Here is a 20880-nt window from a genome sequence, read left to right as displayed (position 1 = left end):
GAACCAAGGTCCCAGCCAATATAGCGGGCCCCGTTGACAGCGTGTGTCATGTTTTGTCGGAGGGCAGCCCGCCCCGGCGCGGGGCGCGGCGCCGACCCTCCTGACTTAGATGCCGCGGGCGCGATCTGCCCTGAACTGCGCGCGGAATGCGGCGAAAGTGCCGCTATCGAGCGCATCGCGCACTTCCTGCATCAGGTTCAGGTAATAGTGCAGGTTGTGGATGGTGGTCAGCATGGGCCCCAGCATTTCGCCGCAGCGGTCCAGATGGTGCAGGTAGGCGCGCGAGAAGCCGTCCCGGCCGCCCTGCTCCCAGCTCACGCCCGAGCTGCCGGCGCAGGCGTGGCAGGTGCAGGTCGTGTCGATGGGCTGGTGGTCGCTCTTGTGGCGCGCATTGCGCAGCTTCAGGTCGCCAAAGCGCGTGAAGATGGTGCCGTTGCGCGCATTGCGCGTGGGCATGACGCAGTCGAACATGTCCACGCCGTCGGCCACGCCCTGCACCAGGTCCTCGGGCGTGCCCACGCCCATCAGGTAGCGCGGCTTGTGCGCCGGCAGTCGGTGCGGCGTGTGCGCCATGATCTGCAGCATCAGTTCCTTGGGCTCGCCCACGCTGACGCCGCCGATGGCATAGCCCGGAAAGTCCATCTCGACCAGCGCCTCCAGCGATTCCTGGCGCAGGTTCTCGAACATGCCGCCCTGCACGATGCCGAACAGCGCGTTCGGATTCTCCAGCCGCGCGAACTCGTCCTTCGAGCGCTGGGCCCAGCGCCGGCTCATCTCCATCGACTTGCGCGCCTCGGCCTGCGTCGTGAGGTGGCCCTTGGTCTCATAGGGCGTGCACTCGTCGAGCTGCATCACGATGTCGGAGTTGAGCGTGGTCTGGATCTGCATGCTCACCTCGGGCGACATGAACAGCTTGTCGCCGTTCACGGGCGAGGCGAAGTGCACGCCTTCCTCGGTGATCTTGCGCATCGCGCCCAGGCTCCAGACCTGGAAGCCGCCGGAGTCGGTCAGGATCGGCTTGTTCCACTTCTCGAAGCCATGCAGGCCGCCGAAGCTCTGCATGATGTCCAGGCCGGGGCGCATCCACAGGTGGAAGGTGTTGCCCAGGATGATCTGCGCGCCCATTTCCTCGAGGCTGCGCGGCATGACGCCCTTGACGGTGCCATAGGTGCCCACGGGCATGAAGATCGGGGTCTGCACCACGCCGTGGTTGAGCGTGAGCTTGCCACGGCGCGCGTGGCTGGAGGGGTCGGTTTGAAGGGTTTCGAACTGCAGCATGGGCGCCATTGTCCCAGAGTGCTTGCGAGGTCGTCCTTCATGGGGGGAAGGCTGCCGTCTGGCACACTGGGCCATCGTCAATTTCCGGAGACCTGGATGCTCAGAATCATGATTGCGGTGGATGGATCGGAACCCTCCCTGGACGCGGTGCGCCATGGCGTGCAGCTGGTGCGCCAGGGACTGCAGGCCAGCCTGGTGCTGGCCCATGCGCAACAGGAAGCCACGCTCTATGAACTCGCGACCCAGGACCCGGACCTGATCGCGCGCGCCAGCGTCGCCGCGGGCCGGCACCTGATGGAGCCGGCCGTGGCGCTGGCCGAGGCGGCGGGCGTGCCCTATGAAACCGACATCGGCCTGGGAGAGACCGCCGCCACGCTGGTCGCGCTGGCCGAGCGCAATGGTTGCGACATGATCATCATCGGCGCCCTGGGCCAGGGCGGCGTGCGCCGCGCGCTGGTCGGTTCGGTCTCGCGCGAGGTGGCACGCCTGAGCCCGGTGCCGGTGACCATCGTGAAGCATCCGGATCCAGAGGATCTGGAGGATATCGCGGAGGTGGAGGCGGAAGTGGATGCGGGGGTTCCGCCGTTGCGGTGAGGAGGGGCTGGTCAGGCCGCTTGTGCCGTGCCTAAAGCTTGCGCCCGGCGAGATTCTTGTCGCCAGGCCGTCCATGGTTCGACAAGCTCACCACGAACGGTTCAAATCCGTTCGTCCTGAGCCTGAGCTTGTCGAAGGATCGAAGGATGGACGGCCTGTCCTAAAAACAGGGAAACGGCTGGCCTTCAAGCCCGCTGTCCCTTGTCAGATCCCGGCTTTGCCGCCTGCCACTTTCCATGCGGAAGACTCGAAAGCCGCTGGAACATCCTCCTGCAATACCCCCGTATGCGCAGGCAGTTGTTGATCTCCTCCACCGGCAGCGGCCCCGACACCACCACGATGTCGTCCGCCGAGTCCCACGCCCCCGCCGCGCGCAGGCGCCGGCGCGCCGTCAGCGCCCAGGACAGGATGCGCGTGGGCGTGCCGTGCTGGTGCACCTCGCCGGTGTGCAGGTCGAAGGCAATGGCCACGGTTTCTGTGCGCAGCCGAAAGCGCCGCTCGCCCGTGACGGCGCTGGGCGCATCGCGCATGTCGTAGAGATAGTAGTGGCCGGCCTTGAGCTGGTACTGCAGTTCCATCGGTCCTCCTTCAGGCACCATTCTGCGCGGCCTGGAGGGCCTGGCAAGGGCCAGTAAGCGGTGTGAAAGCCGGGCTGTTCGTCCCCGGGGCTCCCCATGGTACTTGTACTGCCCACAAGCTCTGTAACCGGCCTTTACCGTGGCTGCCCACGGCAAAGCCGCCATCAGAAGTCCAGGAGACTGAAGCCGACGCTGAACACCGTGCGCTTGCGGTTGTAGTCGATCAGGCTATCGCCATAGCCCGAGAACAGCTGGGTATGCAGGCGCAGGTTGCTGCGGCCGCCGCCAATGCCCTCGCCCAGCGTGCGCAGCCACTCCAGGCGCAGCGAGCCGCGCGGCGCCGATCCCAGCGAGCTGCGCACCGTGGCGCTGAGCGTGTGCAGGCGGTTGGGGTTCCAGGTGCCGGTGAGCTCGGCGCGGCCGAGGAGGTTGCTGATGTCGGGGTTGTCGTCGCTCAGCGCGCCTTCGCTGACGCGCTTCCAGATGCGGCCGGTGAGGGCGAAGTCGTTGCCCTTCTCGATGCCGCTCATCAGGTACCAGCGATTCCAGCTGCGCGACAGCGGCAGGCTCTGGCCGTTGGACTGGTGCACCAGGCCCGCGCCCGCGTAGGCCCAGTTCCAGCCGCCGGGCAGCGCCAGCGACAGCGGGTAGACGTACATCACCTCGGGCTCGTGGTCGGTGGTGCGGAAGGGGCGCGACAGGCCCGGGCTGAACACCTGCCAGTACGACTGCTGGGTGTAGCCGAACCACAGCGAGTCCTTGCGCTCGGGCGCGTGCGCCAGCAGGCCCGTGGCCAGCTTGGTGCGCACCGAGATGTTGAGCCGGGTCTCGGTGCTGCGGTAGTCGGTGGCGGTGGTGCTCTGGTGGTCGGGCGCGGGCGAGGACGGCAGCCGGTTGACGCGGTTGCCGGCCACCACCGAGATCGACATCGGCCGGTAGCCGCGCACGGTGAAGGTGCCGCAGTCGGTGCCCTCGGTCAGCTCCCAGAAGCGCGTCATGGCGCTGTACTTGGCGTCATTGCAGCCGCGCACCACGGGGTCGGCCGGCATCGGGTCGGCCGTGAGCGGCGCGGCCGAGGTGGCGACGATCGGCGCGGGCGCGGGCAGCACCGTGCCGGCCGGCTCGGACCGGGCGCTGGCGGCCGGCGACTGCCAGGGCTGCTTGTCGGCCCAGGCATCGAAACAGGCCAGGCGCTCGGCGCCATCGGTGGCCGCCGTGCACAGGCGCCAGGCATCGGCGGGCGTGCTGCCGACGGGTGCGGCGTTGCCCTGGGCCAGCGCCGGCAGCGCCATCAGGCCCCAGGCCGCGGCGGCGACCAGCGTGGGCGCGTGCCGCGCGCTCATTGCCCGGCCTGCTTGCGCAGGACGAAAGAAAGGGAGAGGGGAGGATTTTCCTGAGTCCATGTTCCGCGTATTTCCTTGCCGCAGCTGTCGGGTACGACCTGACCGATCCAGGTCGCGCTGATGTTGGTGCCGTTGATGGATTCTTCGAGCGTGAAATCGCCCTGGTCGACGTCGCCGGCCAGCAGCGCTTCGACGCCCGCGCGCTGCAGCCGGCCGCGCACGCTCGCCGCCAGCTCGGGGTGGGGGATGAGCTCGAGATGCGCCGTGCCGGAGGGCGAGTCATCGGGCGCGCGGAACTGCGCCTCCCAATGGCCCAGCAGCGTCTCGTGGCTGGCCTCGGTGGCATCGACGCAGGGGGCCGTCTGTGCCAGGGCGCTGGCGCCCAGGCACAGCAGGACGGAGGCCGCGGCATGGCGCAGCAACGAAGGGGGAGAGGAATGCATGTCGCTGGAAATCAGGTAACGGGGGCCTGCGCGGCCTTGCGCGCGAATTCGGCGCGCAGCTGGCGCAGCTTCTCGCGCGGGTCCTCGCGCATCGTCGCCTGGTCCAGCCCCATCTCCTTGATGAAGCGGCTGGGCATCGCGGCCACCATCTCGCGGCCCTTCTTGCGCCGCTTGGTCCAGCTCACCGCCAGGCTGCGTTGGGCGCGCGTGATGCCCACGTACATCAGGCGGCGCTCTTCCTGCAGCCGCTGCGCGGTCTCGTCGGTGACCTTTTCCTGGCGGCCGTTGTCGTCGTCGAGCTTGAAGGGCAGCATGCCCTCGGTCACGCCGACCAGCATCACATGCGGCCACTCCAGCCCCTTGGAGGCATGCAGCGTCGACAGGACCACCATGTCCTGCTCCTTCTCACGCTCGCTGATGGTGGAGAGCAGGGCAATGGTCTGCGAGACTTCCAGCAGGCTTTTCTTCTCGCTGGTGATGACGCTGCCGCTGCTGTCGTCGACCTGCCCGCCGGCGCGCTGCGCCATCCAGTCGCAGAATTCCAGCACATTGCTCCAGCGCGCGGCGGCGACGGTCTCGCTGTCCTCGCTGTCGTAGATGTGCTTCTCGTAGTCGATCTCCTTGAGCCAGTCGGCCAGGAAGGCACGCGAATCCTCGGCGCCCAGCGTGTGGCGCGCGCGGTATTCGAGGTCGTTCACGTAGCGGCCGAACTCCATGACGCTGTCGTGCGCCTTGGCCGGCAGCACGGCGGGCAGCATGTGGCTGAACAGCGCGCCGAACATGCTGAGCTTGTGCTGCGTGGAGAACTCGCCGAGCTTGCCCAGCGTGGTGTGGCCGATGCCGCGCCTGGGCGAGGTGATCGCGCGCAGGAAAGCCGGGTCGTCGTCGTTGTTGATCCACAGCCGGAACCAGGCGCAGAGGTCCTTGATCTCGGCGCGGTCGAAGAAGCTGGTCCCGCCCGAGACCTTGTAGGGAATATTGGCCTTGCGCAGCGCCTTCTCGAAGGGCTTGGCCTGGTGGTTGGCGCGGTACAGGATGGCGAAGTCCTTCCACGCCGGCGGCGGGTTGCTGGCCGCGCGCAGGCCCTGGATGCGCGCCACCGCGCGCTCGGCCTCGTGCTCCTCGGAGTCGGCATCGACCACGCGCACCGGCTCGCCCTCGCCCAGCTCGGAGAACAGCGTCTTGGGAAACAGCTTGGGGTTGGGCTGGATCACGTTGTTCGCCGCGCGCAGGATGGCGCTGGTCGAGCGGTAGTTCTGCTCGAGCTTGATGACCTTGAGCTGCGGGTAATCGAGCGGCAGCTTCTTCAGGTTGTCGAGCGTCGCGCCGCGCCAGCCGTAGATCGACTGGTCGTCGTCGCCCACGGCGGTGATGTGGCCGCGCGCGCCGATCAGCAGCTTGAGCAGCTCGTACTGCGTGGCGTTGGTGTCCTGGTATTCGTCGACCAGCACGTGGCCGAGCTGGCTCTGCCACTTCTCGCGCACCGCGGGGTGGTCGCGCAGCAGCCGCAGCGGCATGCCGATCAGGTCGTCGAAGTCCACGCTCTGGTAGGCCGTGAGGCGCTCCTCGTAGCGCGCCATCAGCAGCGCGATGCTGCGCTCGCTGTCGTCCTGGGCCATGGCCAGCGCGCTGCGGCTGTCGAGCCCCATGTTCTTCCACTTGCTGATGGTCCACTGCCACTGGCGCGCGGTGGCCACGTCCGTGGTGCCGCCGGCCGCGTCCTTGAGGATGTTGACCACGTCGTCGGCGTCGAGGATGCTGAACTGCGGCTTGAGGCCCAGCACCTGGCCGTCCTCGCGCACCATCTTCACGCCCAGCGCGTGGAAGGTGCAGATCAGCACGTCCTTGGCGGCGCGTCCGATCAGCCCCTTGGCGCGCTCGCGCATCTCGGCGGCGGCCTTGTTGGTGAAGGTGATGGCGGCAATGCGCTTCGGATGCAGCCCGGTCTCGATCAGCCGGCCGATCTTGTGCGTGATGACGCGCGTCTTGCCCGACCCGGCGCCCGCGAGCACCAGGCACGGGCCTTCGGTGTAATGGACCGCTTGAAGCTGGGCAAGGTTGAGACCGGCGGACATGGACAGGAAAATGGCAGGAGAGGAGGAAAAAGCCGGGAGCGGCGTGCGCCGCCCGGACCACCCAGCATGATACCGGCCCCGCGCAGCAGCTGTTGTTGCACTGCACCATGGCACTGGACGAAGCCAGGGCGTATGCTCCGTGCCAACCGCGTGCCTTTGGCATGCGCGCCACTGTGCCTGTCCTGTCTTTCGTCGCCGTGCTGTCCGTCCTGCTGGTCACTTCCCCCTTCTTTGCGCTGGTGCTCTGTGGCTTTGTTGCCACGCGGCGCGGCATCCTGCCGCTGTCGGCCATCGGCGGGCTCAACAGCTTCGTGCTGTATTTCGCGCTGCCCTGCATGCTCTACCGCTTCGGCGCGCGCACGCCCATCGCGCAGCTGCTGGACCCGGCTGCGGCCGGCGCCTATCTGGCCGCCGGGCTGGTGCTGGTCGCCGCAGTGGTCGTGCTCACGCGCCGGCGCCTGGGCTGGAACGACGCAGCCTTTGGCGCGCTGGTCACGGTCTTTCCCAACACCGGCTTCATGGGCGTGCCGCTGCTGGTGGCGCTGCTGGGCGCGCATGCCGCGGGCCCGGCGATCCTGTGCATCGCCATCGACATGGTGCTCATCAGCTCCCTGTGCATCGGCCTGTCGCGCCTGGGCATGCCCGGCGGCGCGGGCGTGGCGCTGCGCAACGCGCTCAAGGGCATGGCCGCCAACCCCATGCCCTGGGCCATCGCGCTGGGGGCGCTGGCCTCGTGGGCGCAATGGCAGCTCCCCGCGCCCGCCGAGCGGACCATCGCCATGCTGGCCGATGCCGCCTCGCCGGTGGCGCTGTTCACCATCGGCGCGGTGCTGGCGCGCTCGCAGATGATCGCGGGCGAGCGGGTGCCGCCGCGCGACTACGTGCCGCTGGCGCTGGCCAAGCTGCTGGCGCACCCGCTGCTGGTCTGGCTCGCGGGCCGCGTGGCCATTGCGCTCGGTGCTCCGCTGCCCGAATCGGCGCTGGTGGTGCTGGTGCTGGTCGCCGCATTGCCCAGCGCCAGCAATGTCGCGATGCTGACCGAGCGCTTCGGCGCCCACGGCGGGCGCGTGGCGCGCATCATCCTGGTCAGCACGGCGCTGGCCTTCCTGACGTTTTCCGGGGCGGTGGCGGTGCTGGCGGGCGGCTAGCGGGTACAGCCTGCATCCTGAAGCAGGGGCAGGTTGCATTGGGAACGCGGGGAGGATGAACAGTTAACCCAGACGCAATTGGGCTTTTTGCGTACGGTGCCTATGTCCTTTTCTGCTCCATCGGCTTTGACGCCGCGCCACATGGCGTTCTTGCTGCTGCCCGGTGCCTGGCCTGCAAGGCCATGGTCACCCTGTCCGCCGGCAATCTCGACCCCTGCCACGACATGCTCTAGAGCTATGCCTGGTCGCAGCCGCTGCGCTGGGGCACGGCGCCGGATTTCATCGACGGCCACCAGCATGTGCACCAGCTGCCTGGCGTGCGGGAAGCGCTGCTGGCCGCGCTGCGGCAACGCTACGCAGCGCAGGAGATGCCATGGGTGCGCTCGACCGCGCCGGCGCACGGCCTGTGGCGCGGCCCCAAGGCGGGGGCGATCGCGCTGCTGGGCGGCTGGACGGCCACGCGCCGCCTGGGCGGTGCCGGGGTCCGCGTGAACCGCGGTTCTGGCGTTGTCTACGCTTTCAATGCGCCGGACGCAGCCGCCTCTGGCGCGTGGATGGCGCAGTGGCTGGCGCAGCTGGGCGACGGCGGCCTGCTGATGCGCCAGCCGGCCGTCCGGGAGCTGCCCGGCGATGCGATCGGGCGCCAGCGGCCGGTGGATTTGCCTATCTTTCCTCCGAGGCATTCGGCGCATTGCCGGCGCAGCAGCGCCCGCAGGTGGCCCGGGGCCGCTGCGCCCGCTGCTGCGCTGACGCTCAATACTCCCAGAAGATGCGCTGCAGCTCGCGCGTGTCGCGTGTCTGCGTCAGCGCCACGGCCGCCAGCAGCCTTGCCTTCTGCGGGTTCAGGTCGTGGGCCACGATCCAGTCGTATTTGTCGTCGGGCTGCTCGGCGTTGCGCAGCACGAAGCCACCGGGAATGCGCGAGCTGCGCACCACCACCACGCCCTTGCGGCGCCATTCGTTGAGCCGCGGCACGATGCGGTCGGCCACCGAGCCGTTGCCGGTGCCCGCGTGGATGACGGCCTGCATGCCGGCCGCGCCCAGGGCATCGAGCGCGGTGCCGGGCACGTTGGCGTAGCTGTAGACGATGTCCACGGCCGGCAGCGCCTGGATGCGGTCGATGCTGAATTCGCTGGCGCTGGTATGGCGCTTGACGGGCGCGCGGAACCACCAGGTCTTGCCTTCCACCACCATGCCCAGCGGCCCCCAGGGGCTGGCAAAGGCGCTGGTCTTGATGTTGGCCATCTTGGCCACGTCGCGCGCGGTGTGGATCTCGTCATGCATGCTGACCAGCACGCCCTTGCCGGCGGACTCGGGGCTGGCGGCCACGCTCACCGCACCCACCAGGTTGAGCGCGCCATCGGCCGACAGCGCCGTGCCCGGGCGCATCGAGCCGACCAGCACGACGGGCTTGTCGGTCTGCACCACCAGGTTCAGGAAGAAGCCGGTCTCCTCCAGCGTGTCGGTGCCGTGGGTGATGACGATGCCCTGCACGTCGGGCTGGCGCACCAGCGCCTGCACGCGCCGCGCCAGCGTCAGCAGCTGCTCGTTGGTGAAGCTTTCCGAGGCGATCTGGAACACCTGCTCGCCCGACACGCGCGCGGCCTTGCCAAGCTCGGGCAGGCCGGCGAGCAACTGGTCCACCGGCACCTTGGCCGCCTGGTAGGTGGCGCTGCTCGTGGCCGAGGCGCCGGCGCCGGCAATGGTGCCGCCCGTGGCCAGCACCACCACATGGGGAAGGCCGGCCGGGGCGGGGGCGGCCGCCGCGGGCTGCACTGCGATCGTGGACGGCGCAGCCTGCGCCATGGCGGGCATGGCGCCCGGCTCGCGCGGCGGTGCGGTCGTGCAGGCGGCCAGGGTGAGCGCTGCGGCGTACAGGGCCAGGCGCGCGAAGGGGCGATTGAGGGTCTTCATAGTTATGGGCTCCAGCAGGGGCGCGCGCCGCAGAGGACCCGCGGCGCGCCCACCAGACAACGACAATGCCGCTTTGCCCGGGCCTGTGCAACGCCATAGCCACGGCGTCAGCAGGCGCTTGACCGCGGCCGTTCAGATCGCTAGAGGGTCGACGTCGACGAGCCAGCGCACCAGCGGCCGGTGCACGGGCTGGGCGCGCAGCTGGTGCAGCAGCGGCTGCCAGGCATGCAGGAAGCGCTGCAGCGCCATGCGGTCCACGCTCTCGAGCAGCATCTGCGCGCGTTCGACATTGGCCACGCGCTGGATGGTCATGGGAATGGGCGGAAACAGGAAGACCTCGTCCAGCCCGGGCAGCCGGGCCTCGCGCGCCGCCTGGCAAGCGGCGTGCAGGAAGGCCTGCGCATCCTCCTGGGTGCGCGCGTCGGCGCGCACCAGCGCCTGGTAGGCGAAGGGCGGCATGCCTGCGTCCTCGCGCTCGCGCAGCTGCTGCGCGGCGAAGCTGGGATAGTCATGGCTGCGCAGCGCGGTGAACACCGCATGCTGCGGGTCGCGCGTCTGGATCCACATCTCGGCGCGGCTGCCCTGGGCCTGCAGGTAGCCGGCATCGCGCCCGGCCCGGCCCGCGGCCTGCATCAGCAGGCAGAACAGCCGCTCGGCCGCGCGGTAGTCGTTGGAAAACAGCGCGTTGTCGGGCTGCACGGCCGCGACCAGCGTGATGCGCCGGAAGTCATGGCCCTTGGCGACCATCTGCGTGCCGACCAGCACGTCGATGTCGCCGGAATGCATCTGCGCCAGCTGGGCTTCGAGCGAACCCTTGGTCTTGGTGGTGTCGGCATCGATGCGCGCCACGCGCGCCGGCGCATGGTCGGGGCGCTGCACATTGCGCAGCAGACGCACCAGCTCCTCCTCGAGCTGCTCGGTGCCCTTGCCCAGCGGCAGGATGTCGGGGTTGCCGCAGCTGGGACAGGCCGGGGGCACGCGCTGCGTGAAGCCGCAGTGGTGGCAGCGCAGCGTGCGGTCGTTCTTGTGGAACACCTGGTGCGCGCTGCAGTGCGGGCAGTCGCTTTTCCATTCGCAGTCGGCGCAGTAGAGCACGGGCGCGAAGCCGCGGCGGTTGAGCAGCACCAGGCTCTGCTCGCCGCGCTGCACGCGCTCGGTGATGGCGGCGAGCAGCGGCGGCGAGAACACCGCGCGTTTGGGCTGCTGGGTCATGTCGACCAGCCGCACCCGGGGCAGGGCGGCAGAGCCGATGCGGCTGGGCATGTGCAGCCGCAGGTAGCGCCCGCCCGGGTCCTGCGGCGTGGCCGGGCGGCTGGCATGCCAGCTCTCCAGCGAAGGGGTGGCGCTGCCCAGGATGATCTGCGCGCCATGGGCGCGCGCGCGCCAGATCGCCAGGTCGCGCGCCGAGTAGCGCGCGCCTTCCTGCTGCTTGTAGCTGGCGTCGTGCTCCTCGTCGACCACGATCACCTTGAGGCCTGGCAAACTGGCGAACACCGACATGCGCGTGCCCAGCACGATCCGCGCCTGGCCGGTGTGCGCCGCCAGCCAGCTCCTGAGGCGCTGCGGGCCGGTCATGCCGCTGTGCATGCTGACCACGGCCGCCGCGCCGTACTGCGGCGCGAAGCGCTCGACGAAGCGCGATTCCAGCTGCGGCGTCAGGTTGATCTCGGGCACCATCACCAGCGCCTGGGCCTGCGGGTCGGCATCGAGCGCCGCCTGCACGCAGCGCAGATAGACCTCGGTCTTGCCGCTGCCGGTGCTGCCGTAGAGCAGGAATGGCCGGCGGTCTGCGCTGCCGGCTGCAATCTGCGCCACCACCGCCTCCTGCTCGGCGCTCAACGCCACCAGCGGCGCCGCGGCGCCCGCCGCGGCAGCTGCCGGCGCAGCCGCCTTGGACGGCTTGAGGCGGCGCGCCAGCTGCTCGGGCGTGAGCTCGCGCAGCTGCGGCGGCAGCGCCGCCATGGCGATCTCGCCGCAGCTGCGCTGGTAGTAGCGCGCGGCAAAGGCCACCAGCCGGCGCCAAGCATCGGGCAGCGGGGCAATGCCATCGAGCACCGCGCTCACGGCCCGCAGCTGCGTGCCCTCGGGCAGGGCCTGCGCCGGCGCTTCGCCAGGCGCAGTGCCGCAGGAATCGTTGTCGTCCCAGACCACGCCCAGCACCTCGCGCCGGCCCAACGGCACACGCACCAGCGTACCCGGTGCCAGGCGCGCGCCGGCCGCATAGGTCAGCAGGTGGCCCACCGCGCTGTGGGCTGGCATCTGCAGGGCAATCTGGACGGGGAACAGGGCGGTCATGGCGCGGCGGACAGAGGTCGGTGAAGCGGGGAAACCCGGAGATTCGCGGAATTTCGGGTTTTCTGTGGATAACTTTGTGGGAATTGTCAGGGCTTGTGCCGAGGCGAAAGCTTTTGGCAAGGCAAACGTTGTTTTTTCCTCAGCCGGGCCCTCCAGTTCAGTCTTTATAAATCAATGGCTTACAGACGGGCCGCCAGGATTCTGGCAGTGTTTTCGCCCTCGCTCATGCCTCCCGTGACCACGCCGACCCATGTGCATAAGTCGGAATCGGCCTGGCTGTCAAGCGCCTGGCCCCGGCCATTTTTGTTCCGCAAACCCTGGGTTCGGCGGTAAAAGCCTGAGAAATCCACTGCAAGTCCTTGATTTGCGGCTCTATTTGCCGATTTCCGGCAATTCTGTGGATAACTTTGTGCACAAAGGATGTGGGCACAGCCGCAACATGGTTGACTCGCCTGGCTTGTGTCGCTAGGCAGATCCTTGCAGTAAACGGGAATTTCCTTTTGAATCAACGACTTGCGATTTTCTCTTGAAGCGCGGGAGCAGGGTCTGCAGGCCATCGCGCACTGCAAGTGTGCATGCCGGCCTGCCCCGTTGCTGTGCATAACTACGTGTGTGCAAGGTGGGCGCTTGCTCACCGGCATCCAGGCGGTATTGGTGGGGGCGCAAGGCATGGAAAGACCGTCCCCGGGCCCCAGGCGCTCAGCGCTGGCGCAGAGCGCGCGAGTGGCTGTGCACCGTTTCGACCAGCGCCGCCACATTTTCGGGCGGCGTGAACTGGCTGATGCCATGCCCCAGATTGAAGATATGCGTGGGGCCGGTCGTCGTGCGGTCGGTGTGCGGCGCGCCGAAGCTGTCGAGCACCGAGCGGGCCTGTGCAGCCACTTGTTCAGGCGCGGCAAACAGCACGTTCGGGTCGATGTTGCCCTGCAGCGCCTTGCCCGCACCGCCCGCCTCGCCGCCGACGATGGCGCGCGCCTTGCCCAGGTTGGCCGTCCAGTCCAGCCCCAGCACCTCGCAATCCAGCTCCTTCATCTCGGGCAGCCAGATGCCGCCGCCCTTGGTGAAGACGATGCGCGGCACATCGCTGCCGTCGGCCCCCGTGCGCTTGAGCTGGGCCAGCACGCGGCGCGTGTAGGCCAGGCTGAATTCCTGGAAGCAGCCGTCGGCCAGCACGCCGCCCCAGCTGTCGAAGATCATCACCGCCTGGGCGCCGGCATCGATCTGCGCATTGAGATAGGCGGCCACGCTGTCGGCATTGACGGCCAGGATGCGGTGCATCAGGTCGGGGCGCGCATACATCAGGCTCTTGACCAGGCGGTAGTCGGAGCTGCCCTGGCCCTCGACCATATAGCAGGCCAGCGTCCAGGGGCTGCCCGAGAAGCCGATCAGCGGCACGCGGCCGTTCAGCGCGCGGCGGATCGAGGTCACGGCGTCGAAGACATAGCGCAGTTTGTCCATGTCCGGCACGGCGAGTTCGGCCACGGCGGCCTCGTCGCGCACCACCTTGGCAAAGCGCGGGCCTTCGCCGGCCTCGAAGCTCAGGCCCAGGCCCATGGCGTCGGGCACCGTGAGGATGTCGCTGAACAGGATCGCGGCATCGAGCGGAAAACGTTCGAGCGGCTGCAGCGTGACCTCGGTGGCGTAGTCGGTGTTGGTCGCCAGCCCCATGAAGCTGCCGGCCTGCGCGCGCGTGGCCTTGTATTCAGGCAGGTACCGGCCGGCCTGGCGCATCAGCCACAGCGGGGTGTAGTCGGTCGCCTGGCGGCGGCAGGCGCGCAGGAAGGTGTCGTTTTGAAGGGGGGCAAAAGACATGGGGCTCACTCACAAAGGGCTGGGCCGCGGGGGACGGCGCCGCGCGGGGCGCATCCAGCGGTCATGGACGGCGCCGCGGGCCGTGGCGGCCGGGCGGTCCACAGGGATTCGGGCAAGGGGGCAGTTTAACGGATCGCGCACCGAACCGGGCCCGGCTCCCGTAATGGCAGGCGACATGCAACTGTCATGCTGTCATCACGGCGCTGTCACATCGCGGGCGAACAATGCGTAGCGTGAGCCGGGGCTGAAAAAAGGGGAGCGACGCGGTCACCCGTCACCCACCCGATCCCGGTATCACGCCAATTCAACGCAGCGCGGGAGTATGTATGGACGAGAACCTGCAAGCCATGCCGATCGGAGGCTGGATACCAAGCATTCCCTTCCACGCTCCCGGGCCGCTGCCCGCGCTGCTCCAGCCTCCGGCAGCGAAGCCCTCGTCCACGCGGCTGCTGGTGCAGTGGGCGCGCCATCAGGACGAGGTGCGCGCCGCCCAGCGCCTGCGCCACCAGGTGTTCGTGCAGGAGATGGGCGCGCGCCTGCCCGAGCCGCTGGCGGGCCACGACATCGACCACTTCGACGACTATTGCGAGCACCTGCTGGTGCGCGACCCGCTGAGCCAGGAGGTGATCGGCACCTACCGCCTGCTGACCCCCGCCGAGGCGCGGCGCGCGGGCGGGCTGTATTCGGACAACGAATTCGATCTCGCGCCGCTGGCCGCCTGGCGCCCGCGGCTGGTGGAGCTGGGCCGCAGCTGCGTGCACGCCGAGTGGCGCAACGGCGCAACGATCCTCGCGCTCTGGGGCGCGCTGGCCGAATTCATGCAGCGCAACCGGCTCGAAGCAATGCTCGGCTGCGCCAGCATGCCCATGTACCACCCGGGCCTGGCCTATGGCGAGGGCGCGGCCGCGATCTGGCAGCAGCTGCGCACGCGCTATCTGGCCGGAGCGCAGATGCAGGTGCAACCCTATACCGCGCTGCCGCTGCCAACGCAGGAGCGCGCGCCGGGTGCGGTGCAGGTGCAGGCTCCGGCCCTGATCCAGGGCTATCTGCGCATGGGCGCCAAGGTGCTGGGCGCGCCCGCGTGGGATCCGGATTTCCAGACCGCGGACCTTCCGCTGATGGCAAAGATCGAAGACCTGCCGGCCCGCTACCGCCGTCAACGCGACTGAGGATTGCCCTCGGCCTCTTCATCGGGACGGGTGAACAGCAGACCGAGTGCCGACAGGCTCAGAAGAAAGATCACGAACATATAGAGCGCGGTGGCCAGCGCCAGGCTGATGGTGAACACCCACTGCCAGGTATTGCAGATATTGCCGGTGCCATAGAGCGCCAGGCACTGCTGCACATGCGGCATGTGCAGATACCACAGCAGCGCCACCAGCGTGAGCAGCACGACCAGCGCCACGCCGCGCCAGCCCGAGCGCAGCGACAGCAGCGCGACCAGCGAGATCGATACCGCCGTGCCCCAGACCAGCATCAGCGCCCAGCTCACGCCCGGCCAGCGCGCCAGCCATTCCTGCAGCCATGGCAGCTTGGGGAACTGGTCGAACGCGCCCAGCAGGTCCCAGACCAGCGGCAGCACCGCGCCGGCGACGGCCAGGCAGGCCACCAGCAGCGCCATCAGGCCATAGCGCCATCGGCGCGAAACGCGTTGCCTGCCGGCAAGCCGGGAGGGGGGATCGGGGGGGCGCACTGCAGCGGTCATGGGAAACCTCCTTGTGGTCGATGCCGGAACCCCTCCGGCGCGCCGCAGGATGCTGCAGCGTGCGTTCAGTCTAGGCCTGCAGGCCGGAGCGCGCCAGTAGGCAACTGCTGACGCAGCAGCCCGGCGCGGCGGTTGCCGCCATGCCGGACTCGCACAGGTTCAGAGCGTCTCGAGCGCCGCATGCACCTCGGCCGGTGTCAGCAGCTCGGTCATCACCTTGGGCGCCTTGCCGGGCGCATAGAGCACATAGACCGGAACGCCGCTGCGCCCCAGCGCGGCGAGCGCGGCGGTGATGGCCGGGTCGCGCCGCGTCCAGTCGGCGCGCAGCAGCGCCACGCCGCGCGCGGCGAAGTCGGCGCGCACCTCGGCGCGGTTGAGCGTGGTGTGCTTGTTGACCTGGCAGGTCACGCACCAGGCGGCGGTGAAGTCGACGAACACCGGCGTGCCCGCGGCCGTGAGGCTGCCCACGCGTTCGGCCGACCAGGGCTGCCAGCCATCGGCGCCGGCCTCGGGCGCATTGCCCGGCGCCGCCACGGCCGCAGGCGCGAGCTGCGGGCCCAGCGCGCTGCCCAGCCACAGCAGGCCCAGCAGCAGCGCGCCGCCCAGGACCCAGCGGGTCCTGCCGGCCAGCGTCAATGCCCAGACCAGCGCGCTGAGCGCCACCAGCAGCGCCAGCAGCGCGCCCGCGCCGTCGATGCCGCTTTGCTGGCCCAGCACCCAGACCAGCCAGGCGACGGTGGCGAACATCGGGAAGGCCATGGCGCGGCGGAAGGTCTGCATCCAGGCGCCGGGGCGCGGCAGCCAGCGCACCAGCCCCGGCAGCCAGCTCGCCAGCACATAGGGCAGCGCCATGCCGATGCCCAAAGCGGCAAACACCGTCAGCGCCTGCGCCGCCGGCATGTCGATGGCCAGCCCCAGCGAGGCGCCCATGAAGGGCGCGGTGCAGGGCGAGGCAATGGCCACGGCCAGCACGCCCGAGAGAAAGGCCTCGGCCACCGGGTGGCGCAGTTGCGCCCCGGACCAGCGCTGGGGCAGGATGCGGCCGAACTCGAACATGCCCGCCAGGTTCAGCCCCAGCAGCGTGAACAGCGCGGCCATGGCCGCGACCAGCCCCGGCGACTGCAGCTGGAAGCCCCAGCCCAGCTGCTGGCCCGCGGCGCGCAGCGCCAGCAGCAGCCCGCCGAGCGCCATGAACGACAGCAGCACGCCCGCGCCATAGGCCAGCCCGCCCAGGCGCAGCCGGCGCCGGTCCTGGTCATGGCGCGCGAAGCCGACGATCTTGATCGCCAGCACCGGGAACACGCAGGGCATGAGATTGAGGATCAGGCCGCCCAGCAGGCCGCCGAGCAGCGCCATCCACAGGCCGCCACTGGTCGCTGGAGCCGCCGCCTGCTGGGCATTGGCCGCCAGCGCCGCTTCCAGCGCAGGCGATACGCCGGCAACGGGCGCGCTGTCCCAGCGGCCTTCGACCGCGGCCACGGTGCGCCAGCCCACGGGTCCTGCATCAGGCGCTTTCGAGGGAGTCACCACAAAGGGCAGTTGCGCAGGCGTTTCGCCGCGCATCTTCGACAGCGGCCAGCTGGCGGTCCAGATCGCGCCCTCCCAGGCCTGCGTGCCAAGGGCGGCGTGTTCGAGCACTTCAGGGGTCTCGGGGAACAGCTGCAGATCGGTGCCCCGCAACGCCGCGGGCAGGCCCTCGATGCGCACCTGCAGCCGGTCGCCCGCCACCGTCGCAGTGCTCCGGCCGGAAAGCTCTGCAGGCTGGCGCGCCCGGGCCGCGGCAAAGGCCTGGGCATGCATTGCGCTGGCGCTGCGCACCGGCAGCTGCAGCGTGAAATCGCCCTCCTCGGGAATGCACTCGACGCGGCAGACCAGCCAGCTGGCATGCAGGCGAATGGTCAGCGTATCGCCCTCGGGCGCCTGGAAATCGGGCGCGACCTTGACGGGCACCGGCAGCAGCAACTGGCCTTCATAGCCATAGTTGGCCAGCGGGCCCACGCGGATGATCCTGGGCAGCGGCCATTCGATGGCGCCGGCTTCGAGCCCCGCAGGCAGCTGCCAATCGAGCTGGGTCGGCAGGCCCGAGTCGCCGGGGTTCTTCCAATAGGTATGCCATTCGGGCTGGTGCGCGATCGACAGGCCCAGCCACAGCGGCCGGCCGGGCGTGACGCCCTCGGGCGCATGCGCCACCAGCTCGGCGCGCACGCGCTCGGTCGTGACCACGGCCCCGGAGGAGCCCAGGCCGCGCAGCTGGATCTGGGCGCGGCTGTCCTGCGCCGTCCCCAGCAGGAACAGCGCCAGCAGCCACAGGCAAAGGACCCAGGGAAGAGAACGGGAAGGAAGGCGATGGTTCATGGCGCAGGTGGGAGCCGGGCGCATGCGGATTGGTTCCGCGCCCGGCCCTGCGATGGTAACGCCCCGGGATTTTCCTAGCGCGCCGGTGCCAGCCCGCGCGGCAGTTCGGGCGCCGGCTCGGGCGCCAGCGACTGGCAGCACACCGGCGAGGGTGGCAGCGCGGCGACCTCTGCGGGCGTGGCCAGCTGCTCCTCGACCGGCTCGATCATGCGCGCCTGGCGCCAGCCGCCCCAGCGGTAGTAGCCCATCGACAGCAGCATGGCGCAGGCGGCGCTGATCGGGAAGCTCCACCAGATCGCGTCCACGCCCCACAGCGGCTGCAGCCACTGCGCCACGGGCAGGCGCACGCCCCACAGCGCGATCGCCAGGATCACCAGCGGCGCCACCACGGCGCCGGTGGAGCGTACCACGCCCGAGAGCACGAAGGTCACGCCGAAGAACAGGAAGGAACCGATCGCGATGTGGTTGAGGTGGCGCGCGGTCTCCAGCGCCGCGCTGCCTTCGGGCAGGAACATGGCCAGCACATACCGGTCCGCGGCCACCGCCGCCAGGATCAGCGCGCCGGTCATCAGCACATTGCAGATCACGCCCGCGCGCGCCGTGGCGTCCACCCGCGCCCACAGCTTCGCGCCCACGTTCTGCGCGGCAATCGAGGAGCAGGCCGCGCCGATGGCCATGGCCGGCATCTGCACATAGGTCCACAGCTGCAGCGCGGCGCCATAGGCCGACGACAGCTGCACGCCATGGCTGTTGACCATGCCCATCAGCATCAGCATGGCCATCGAGATCATCACCATCTGCGCGCCCATCGGCAGGCCCTTCATGACCAGCGCGCGCAGCAGCTGCAGGTCGGGCTTGAACAGCCGCAGCTCGTCCGAGCCGATCCACAGCGGATGGTCGCGCCAGCGCAGCCAGCCCAGCAGGGCGGCGAAGCCGATGGTATGCGCCACCAGCGTCGCCATGGCCGAGCCGCTGATGCCCATGCGCGGCACCGGCCCCCAGCCGAAGATGAACAGCGGGTTGAACGCGGTGTCGAGCAGCACCACCAGCAGCAGGAAATAGAAGGGCGTGCGCGTGTCGCCCGCGCCGCGCATCACCGCCGAGACGAAGGCAAACAGATACAGCAGCGGGATCGCCAGGAAGATCACGCGCAGATAGGCCTCGGCCAGCGGCAGCGCCTCGGGCGGCGTGCCGAGCCAGCCCAGGATATGCGCCGAGAACAGCCAGCCCAGCGCCGCGATGGCGACCGAGGCCGCGCCGAACAGCGTGGCGCTGGTGCCGATCACGCGCTTGGCCTGGGGCAGGTTGCGCGCGCCCATCGCCTGAGCCACGAGGATGGTGGCCGCCATGCCGATGCCGAACACCAGCCCGATCAGCGCGAACAGCACATTGTTGGCATTGGCCGTGGCAGTGATCGCCGCCTCGCCCAGATAGCGCCCGACCCAGATCGCATTGATCGAGCCGTTGAGCGATTGCAATACGTTGCCGGCCAGGATCGGCAGCGAGAACACCAGCAGTGTCTTGCCGATCGGGCCTTGGGTCAGGTCGCGGGTAGTGGATGCCATGGCGCATTGTCAGCGGTCCATGCGAGCTCGGCTGTCAGCCATCTGCACTACCATGGCAGGCATGTCTCCGACCTCTCATGCATCCCCGCCCCGCTGGCCCTCGCGCTGGTGGGCCCAGGCCTCGGCGCGCGACTTCGCCCTGGCCCAGACCAACGGGTTGGCGGCCGAAACCGTGGCGCTGCTGCCGGTCGCGGCCACCGAGCAGCATGGTCCGCACCTGCCGTTATCCGTGGATGCGACACTCGCGCAAGGCGTGCTCGACGCGGCGCTGGCGCTGCTGCCGCCCGAGCTGCCGCTGCTGTGCCTGCCGCCGCAGGACATCGGCCTGAGCATGGAACACCAGGCCTATGCCGGCACCCTGACCCTGTCGCCCGCGACGCTGATCGCGCTGTGGTGCGAGCTCGGCGCCTGCGTGGCGCGCGCCGGCGTGCGCAAGCTGCTGCTGTTCAACGGCCATGGCGGCCAGGTCAGCGCGATGGACATCGTCGCGCGCGAACTGCGCGCCCGCCATGGCCTGCTGGTCTACAGCAGCAGCTGGTACGGGCTGGTGGACGACGCCGCGAACCAGCAGTTCTGCGCGCACGAGCACCGCTTCGGCATCCATGGCGGCGAGGTCGAGACCTCGATGATGCTGCATCTCGCGCCCGAGACCGTGGCCATGGAGCATGCGCGCAATTTCGCATCCACTTCCGAAGACCGCTCAAGGCGATACGCCTTGCTGGGCAATGGGCGCAGCGCGAAGATGGGCTGGGCGATACAGGATTACAACCCGGCGGGAGCGGTGGGGAATGCGGTGGCGGCTACGGCGGAGCGAGGGCGGGTGATGGTGGAGGCTTCGGCAAGGGGGCTGGCGCAGCTGGTGCAGGAGATTCATGCGCTGCCGGGGTCAACGGTGGTGAGTGAAGCCCGTCCGTTTTAGAGCACAGGACGTCCATCCTTCGACAGGCTCAGGACGAACGGTTGATGCCTCGCTTACTTACCGAGGCTTACTTACCGAGGTTTAGGGCGAACGGCAAAAACCTCCGTTCGCCCTGAGCCTGTCGAAGGGTGAAGGGCCTGCCCTATAAAGTCACGCATGCGTCACCCACCCCCGATGCGCATCGCTATCCAGATGGTTCAGAGTATTGAACGTCTGCAGCATCAACCTCTTCGGACTGATGCTGAACTCCGTCACCGCACTGTTGCGCAAGCGCATGTTCAGCGCGATCGTGGCCTCGGGAGAAGTGCCCAGCACCTGACCGATGGCCGCGCAGATCGGCCCGCCGCTGCTCACCAGCAGCACGTTGTGCCCGCTGTGCTGCTGGCGCACCTGCTCGAGCACGCCGCGCACGCCGGCCGAGAAATCGTTCCAGCTGGGCATGCCCTGGGGACTGATCACGCCGGCCATCCACTGCGCCAGCGCGTCGCACAGCATGCGGAAGTGCTGGCGGTAGAGCTCGGGCGTGTCGGGGCGCGGCAGCGGCTGGGGGTGGATCGCGGCCAGCAGTGCCTGGCTGTCGTATTCATTGAGGGCGGGCAGCGCCGTCACCGGCGCCGTGAGCCCTTCGAGGCCTTCGCCGATGCCGTCCAGCGTCTGGCCGTGGCGCCGCAGGCCGCCGACCAGCACCGCGTCGAACACCATGGAGCGCTCGCGCCAGTATTCGCCCAGGCGCCGCGCCTGCTCGTGGCCGCGCGCGCTGAGCTGGTCATAGTTGTCGGCGCCAAACGAGGCCTGGCCATGGCGCACGAGATAGAGGGTTCCCATGGGCGCGATTGTGGGCAGGCGCCTGGGCAGG

16 protein-coding genes and 1 pseudogene are annotated in these 20880 nt (G+C 69.3%); 5 read left to right on the top strand and 12 right to left on the bottom strand.

What is annotated here, in order from left to right; translation table 11 throughout:
• Nucleotides 1-105: 105 nt before the first annotated feature.
• Entirely contained in the window at nucleotides 106-1278 is a 1173-nt protein-coding gene (tgt, locus tag M9799_RS06915) for a tRNA guanosine(34) transglycosylase Tgt (protein ID WP_231043153.1), read from the bottom strand.
• 96 nt (nucleotides 1279-1374) lie between these two features.
• Here tgt and M9799_RS06910 point away from each other — a divergent pair, with 96 nt between their 5' ends.
• Complete coding sequence (locus M9799_RS06910) at nucleotides 1375-1872, top strand: universal stress protein (RefSeq protein WP_231043154.1); 498 nt, start codon at nucleotides 1375-1377, stop codon at nucleotides 1870-1872.
• 185 nt (nucleotides 1873-2057) lie between these two features.
• Here M9799_RS06910 and M9799_RS06905 read toward each other — a convergent pair whose 3' ends face one another.
• From M9799_RS06905 to M9799_RS06890, 4 genes are all read right to left on the bottom strand, one after another.
• Entirely contained in the window at nucleotides 2058-2450 is a 393-nt protein-coding gene (locus M9799_RS06905) for a hypothetical protein (protein ID WP_231043155.1), read from the bottom strand.
• 164 nt (nucleotides 2451-2614) lie between these two features.
• Nucleotides 2615-3793: a phospholipase A gene (locus tag M9799_RS06900; RefSeq protein WP_231043156.1), complete on the bottom strand. Its 1179-nt coding sequence runs from the start codon at nucleotides 3791-3793 to the stop codon at nucleotides 2615-2617.
• A complete protein-coding gene (locus M9799_RS06895) occupies nucleotides 3790-4236 on the bottom strand; it encodes a hypothetical protein (protein ID WP_231043157.1) in 447 nt (148 codons plus the stop codon). The genes M9799_RS06900 and M9799_RS06895 overlap by 4 nt, the downstream gene beginning before the upstream one ends.
• A gap of 11 nt (nucleotides 4237-4247) precedes the next feature.
• Complete coding sequence (locus M9799_RS06890; RefSeq protein ID WP_231043158.1) at nucleotides 4248-6311, bottom strand: ATP-dependent helicase; 2064 nt, start codon at nucleotides 6309-6311, stop codon at nucleotides 4248-4250.
• 197 nt (nucleotides 6312-6508) lie between these two features.
• Between M9799_RS06890 and M9799_RS06885 the strand changes: the two genes are divergently transcribed.
• Both M9799_RS06885 and M9799_RS20645 read left to right on the top strand, forming a co-directional pair.
• Nucleotides 6509-7459, top strand: coding sequence for an AEC family transporter (locus tag M9799_RS06885; protein WP_231043255.1), 951 nt, complete (start codon nucleotides 6509-6511; stop codon nucleotides 7457-7459).
• Between the two features lie 299 nt (nucleotides 7460-7758).
• A pseudogene (locus tag M9799_RS20645) lies at nucleotides 7759-8019 on the top strand (ChbG/HpnK family deacetylase); the annotation flags it as partial.
• Between the two features lie 193 nt (nucleotides 8020-8212).
• Here the strand turns inward: M9799_RS20645 and M9799_RS06875 are convergent.
• From M9799_RS06875 to hemE, 3 genes are all read right to left on the bottom strand, one after another.
• On the bottom strand, nucleotides 8213-9373 hold the full coding sequence (locus M9799_RS06875) for an asparaginase (RefSeq protein WP_377007572.1): 1161 nt from the start codon (nucleotides 9371-9373) through the stop codon (nucleotides 8213-8215).
• Nucleotides 9374-9505: 132 nt separating this feature from the next.
• Complete coding sequence (gene priA / locus M9799_RS06870; protein ID WP_231043159.1) at nucleotides 9506-11668, bottom strand: replication restart helicase PriA; 2163 nt, start codon at nucleotides 11666-11668, stop codon at nucleotides 9506-9508.
• A gap of 699 nt (nucleotides 11669-12367) precedes the next feature.
• Entirely contained in the window at nucleotides 12368-13480 is a 1113-nt protein-coding gene (gene hemE / locus M9799_RS06865) for a uroporphyrinogen decarboxylase (protein WP_231043160.1), read from the bottom strand.
• 326 nt (nucleotides 13481-13806) lie between these two features.
• Between hemE and M9799_RS06860 the strand changes: the two genes are divergently transcribed.
• A complete protein-coding gene (locus M9799_RS06860) occupies nucleotides 13807-14649 on the top strand; it encodes a GNAT family N-acetyltransferase (RefSeq protein ID WP_422688966.1) in 843 nt (280 codons plus the stop codon).
• Here the strand turns inward: M9799_RS06860 and M9799_RS06855 are convergent.
• The 3 genes from M9799_RS06855 to M9799_RS06845 form a co-directional block, all read right to left on the bottom strand.
• The gene (locus M9799_RS06855; RefSeq protein WP_231043161.1) at nucleotides 14637-15185 is read right to left on the bottom strand and encodes a hypothetical protein; all 549 of its coding nucleotides are present in this window, start codon (nucleotides 15183-15185) and stop codon (nucleotides 14637-14639) included. The genes M9799_RS06860 and M9799_RS06855 overlap by 13 nt on opposite strands.
• A gap of 159 nt (nucleotides 15186-15344) precedes the next feature.
• Entirely contained in the window at nucleotides 15345-17540 is a 2196-nt protein-coding gene (locus M9799_RS06850) for a protein-disulfide reductase DsbD family protein (RefSeq protein ID WP_231043162.1), read from the bottom strand.
• A gap of 74 nt (nucleotides 17541-17614) precedes the next feature.
• Complete coding sequence (locus M9799_RS06845) at nucleotides 17615-19105, bottom strand: MATE family efflux transporter (RefSeq protein ID WP_231043163.1); 1491 nt, start codon at nucleotides 19103-19105, stop codon at nucleotides 17615-17617.
• A gap of 52 nt (nucleotides 19106-19157) precedes the next feature.
• On the opposite strand from M9799_RS06845, the gene M9799_RS06840 reads away from it, so the two are divergent.
• Nucleotides 19158-20024, top strand: a complete 867-nt coding sequence (locus M9799_RS06840; protein ID WP_231043164.1) for a creatininase family protein — start codon at nucleotides 19158-19160, stop codon at nucleotides 20022-20024.
• Between the two features lie 150 nt (nucleotides 20025-20174).
• On the opposite strand, the gene M9799_RS06835 is transcribed toward M9799_RS06840, so the two are convergent.
• A complete protein-coding gene (locus M9799_RS06835) occupies nucleotides 20175-20849 on the bottom strand; it encodes a histidine phosphatase family protein (protein WP_231043165.1) in 675 nt (224 codons plus the stop codon).
• Between the last annotated feature and the right edge of the window lie 31 nt (nucleotides 20850-20880).

Source organism: Comamonas endophytica (genome assembly GCF_023634805.2).
GTDB lineage: Bacteria > Pseudomonadota > Gammaproteobacteria > Burkholderiales > Burkholderiaceae_C > Comamonas > Comamonas endophytica.
The sequence above is the reverse complement of the archived record's forward strand: the minus strand, read 5'-3'. Positions and strand labels throughout refer to the sequence as shown.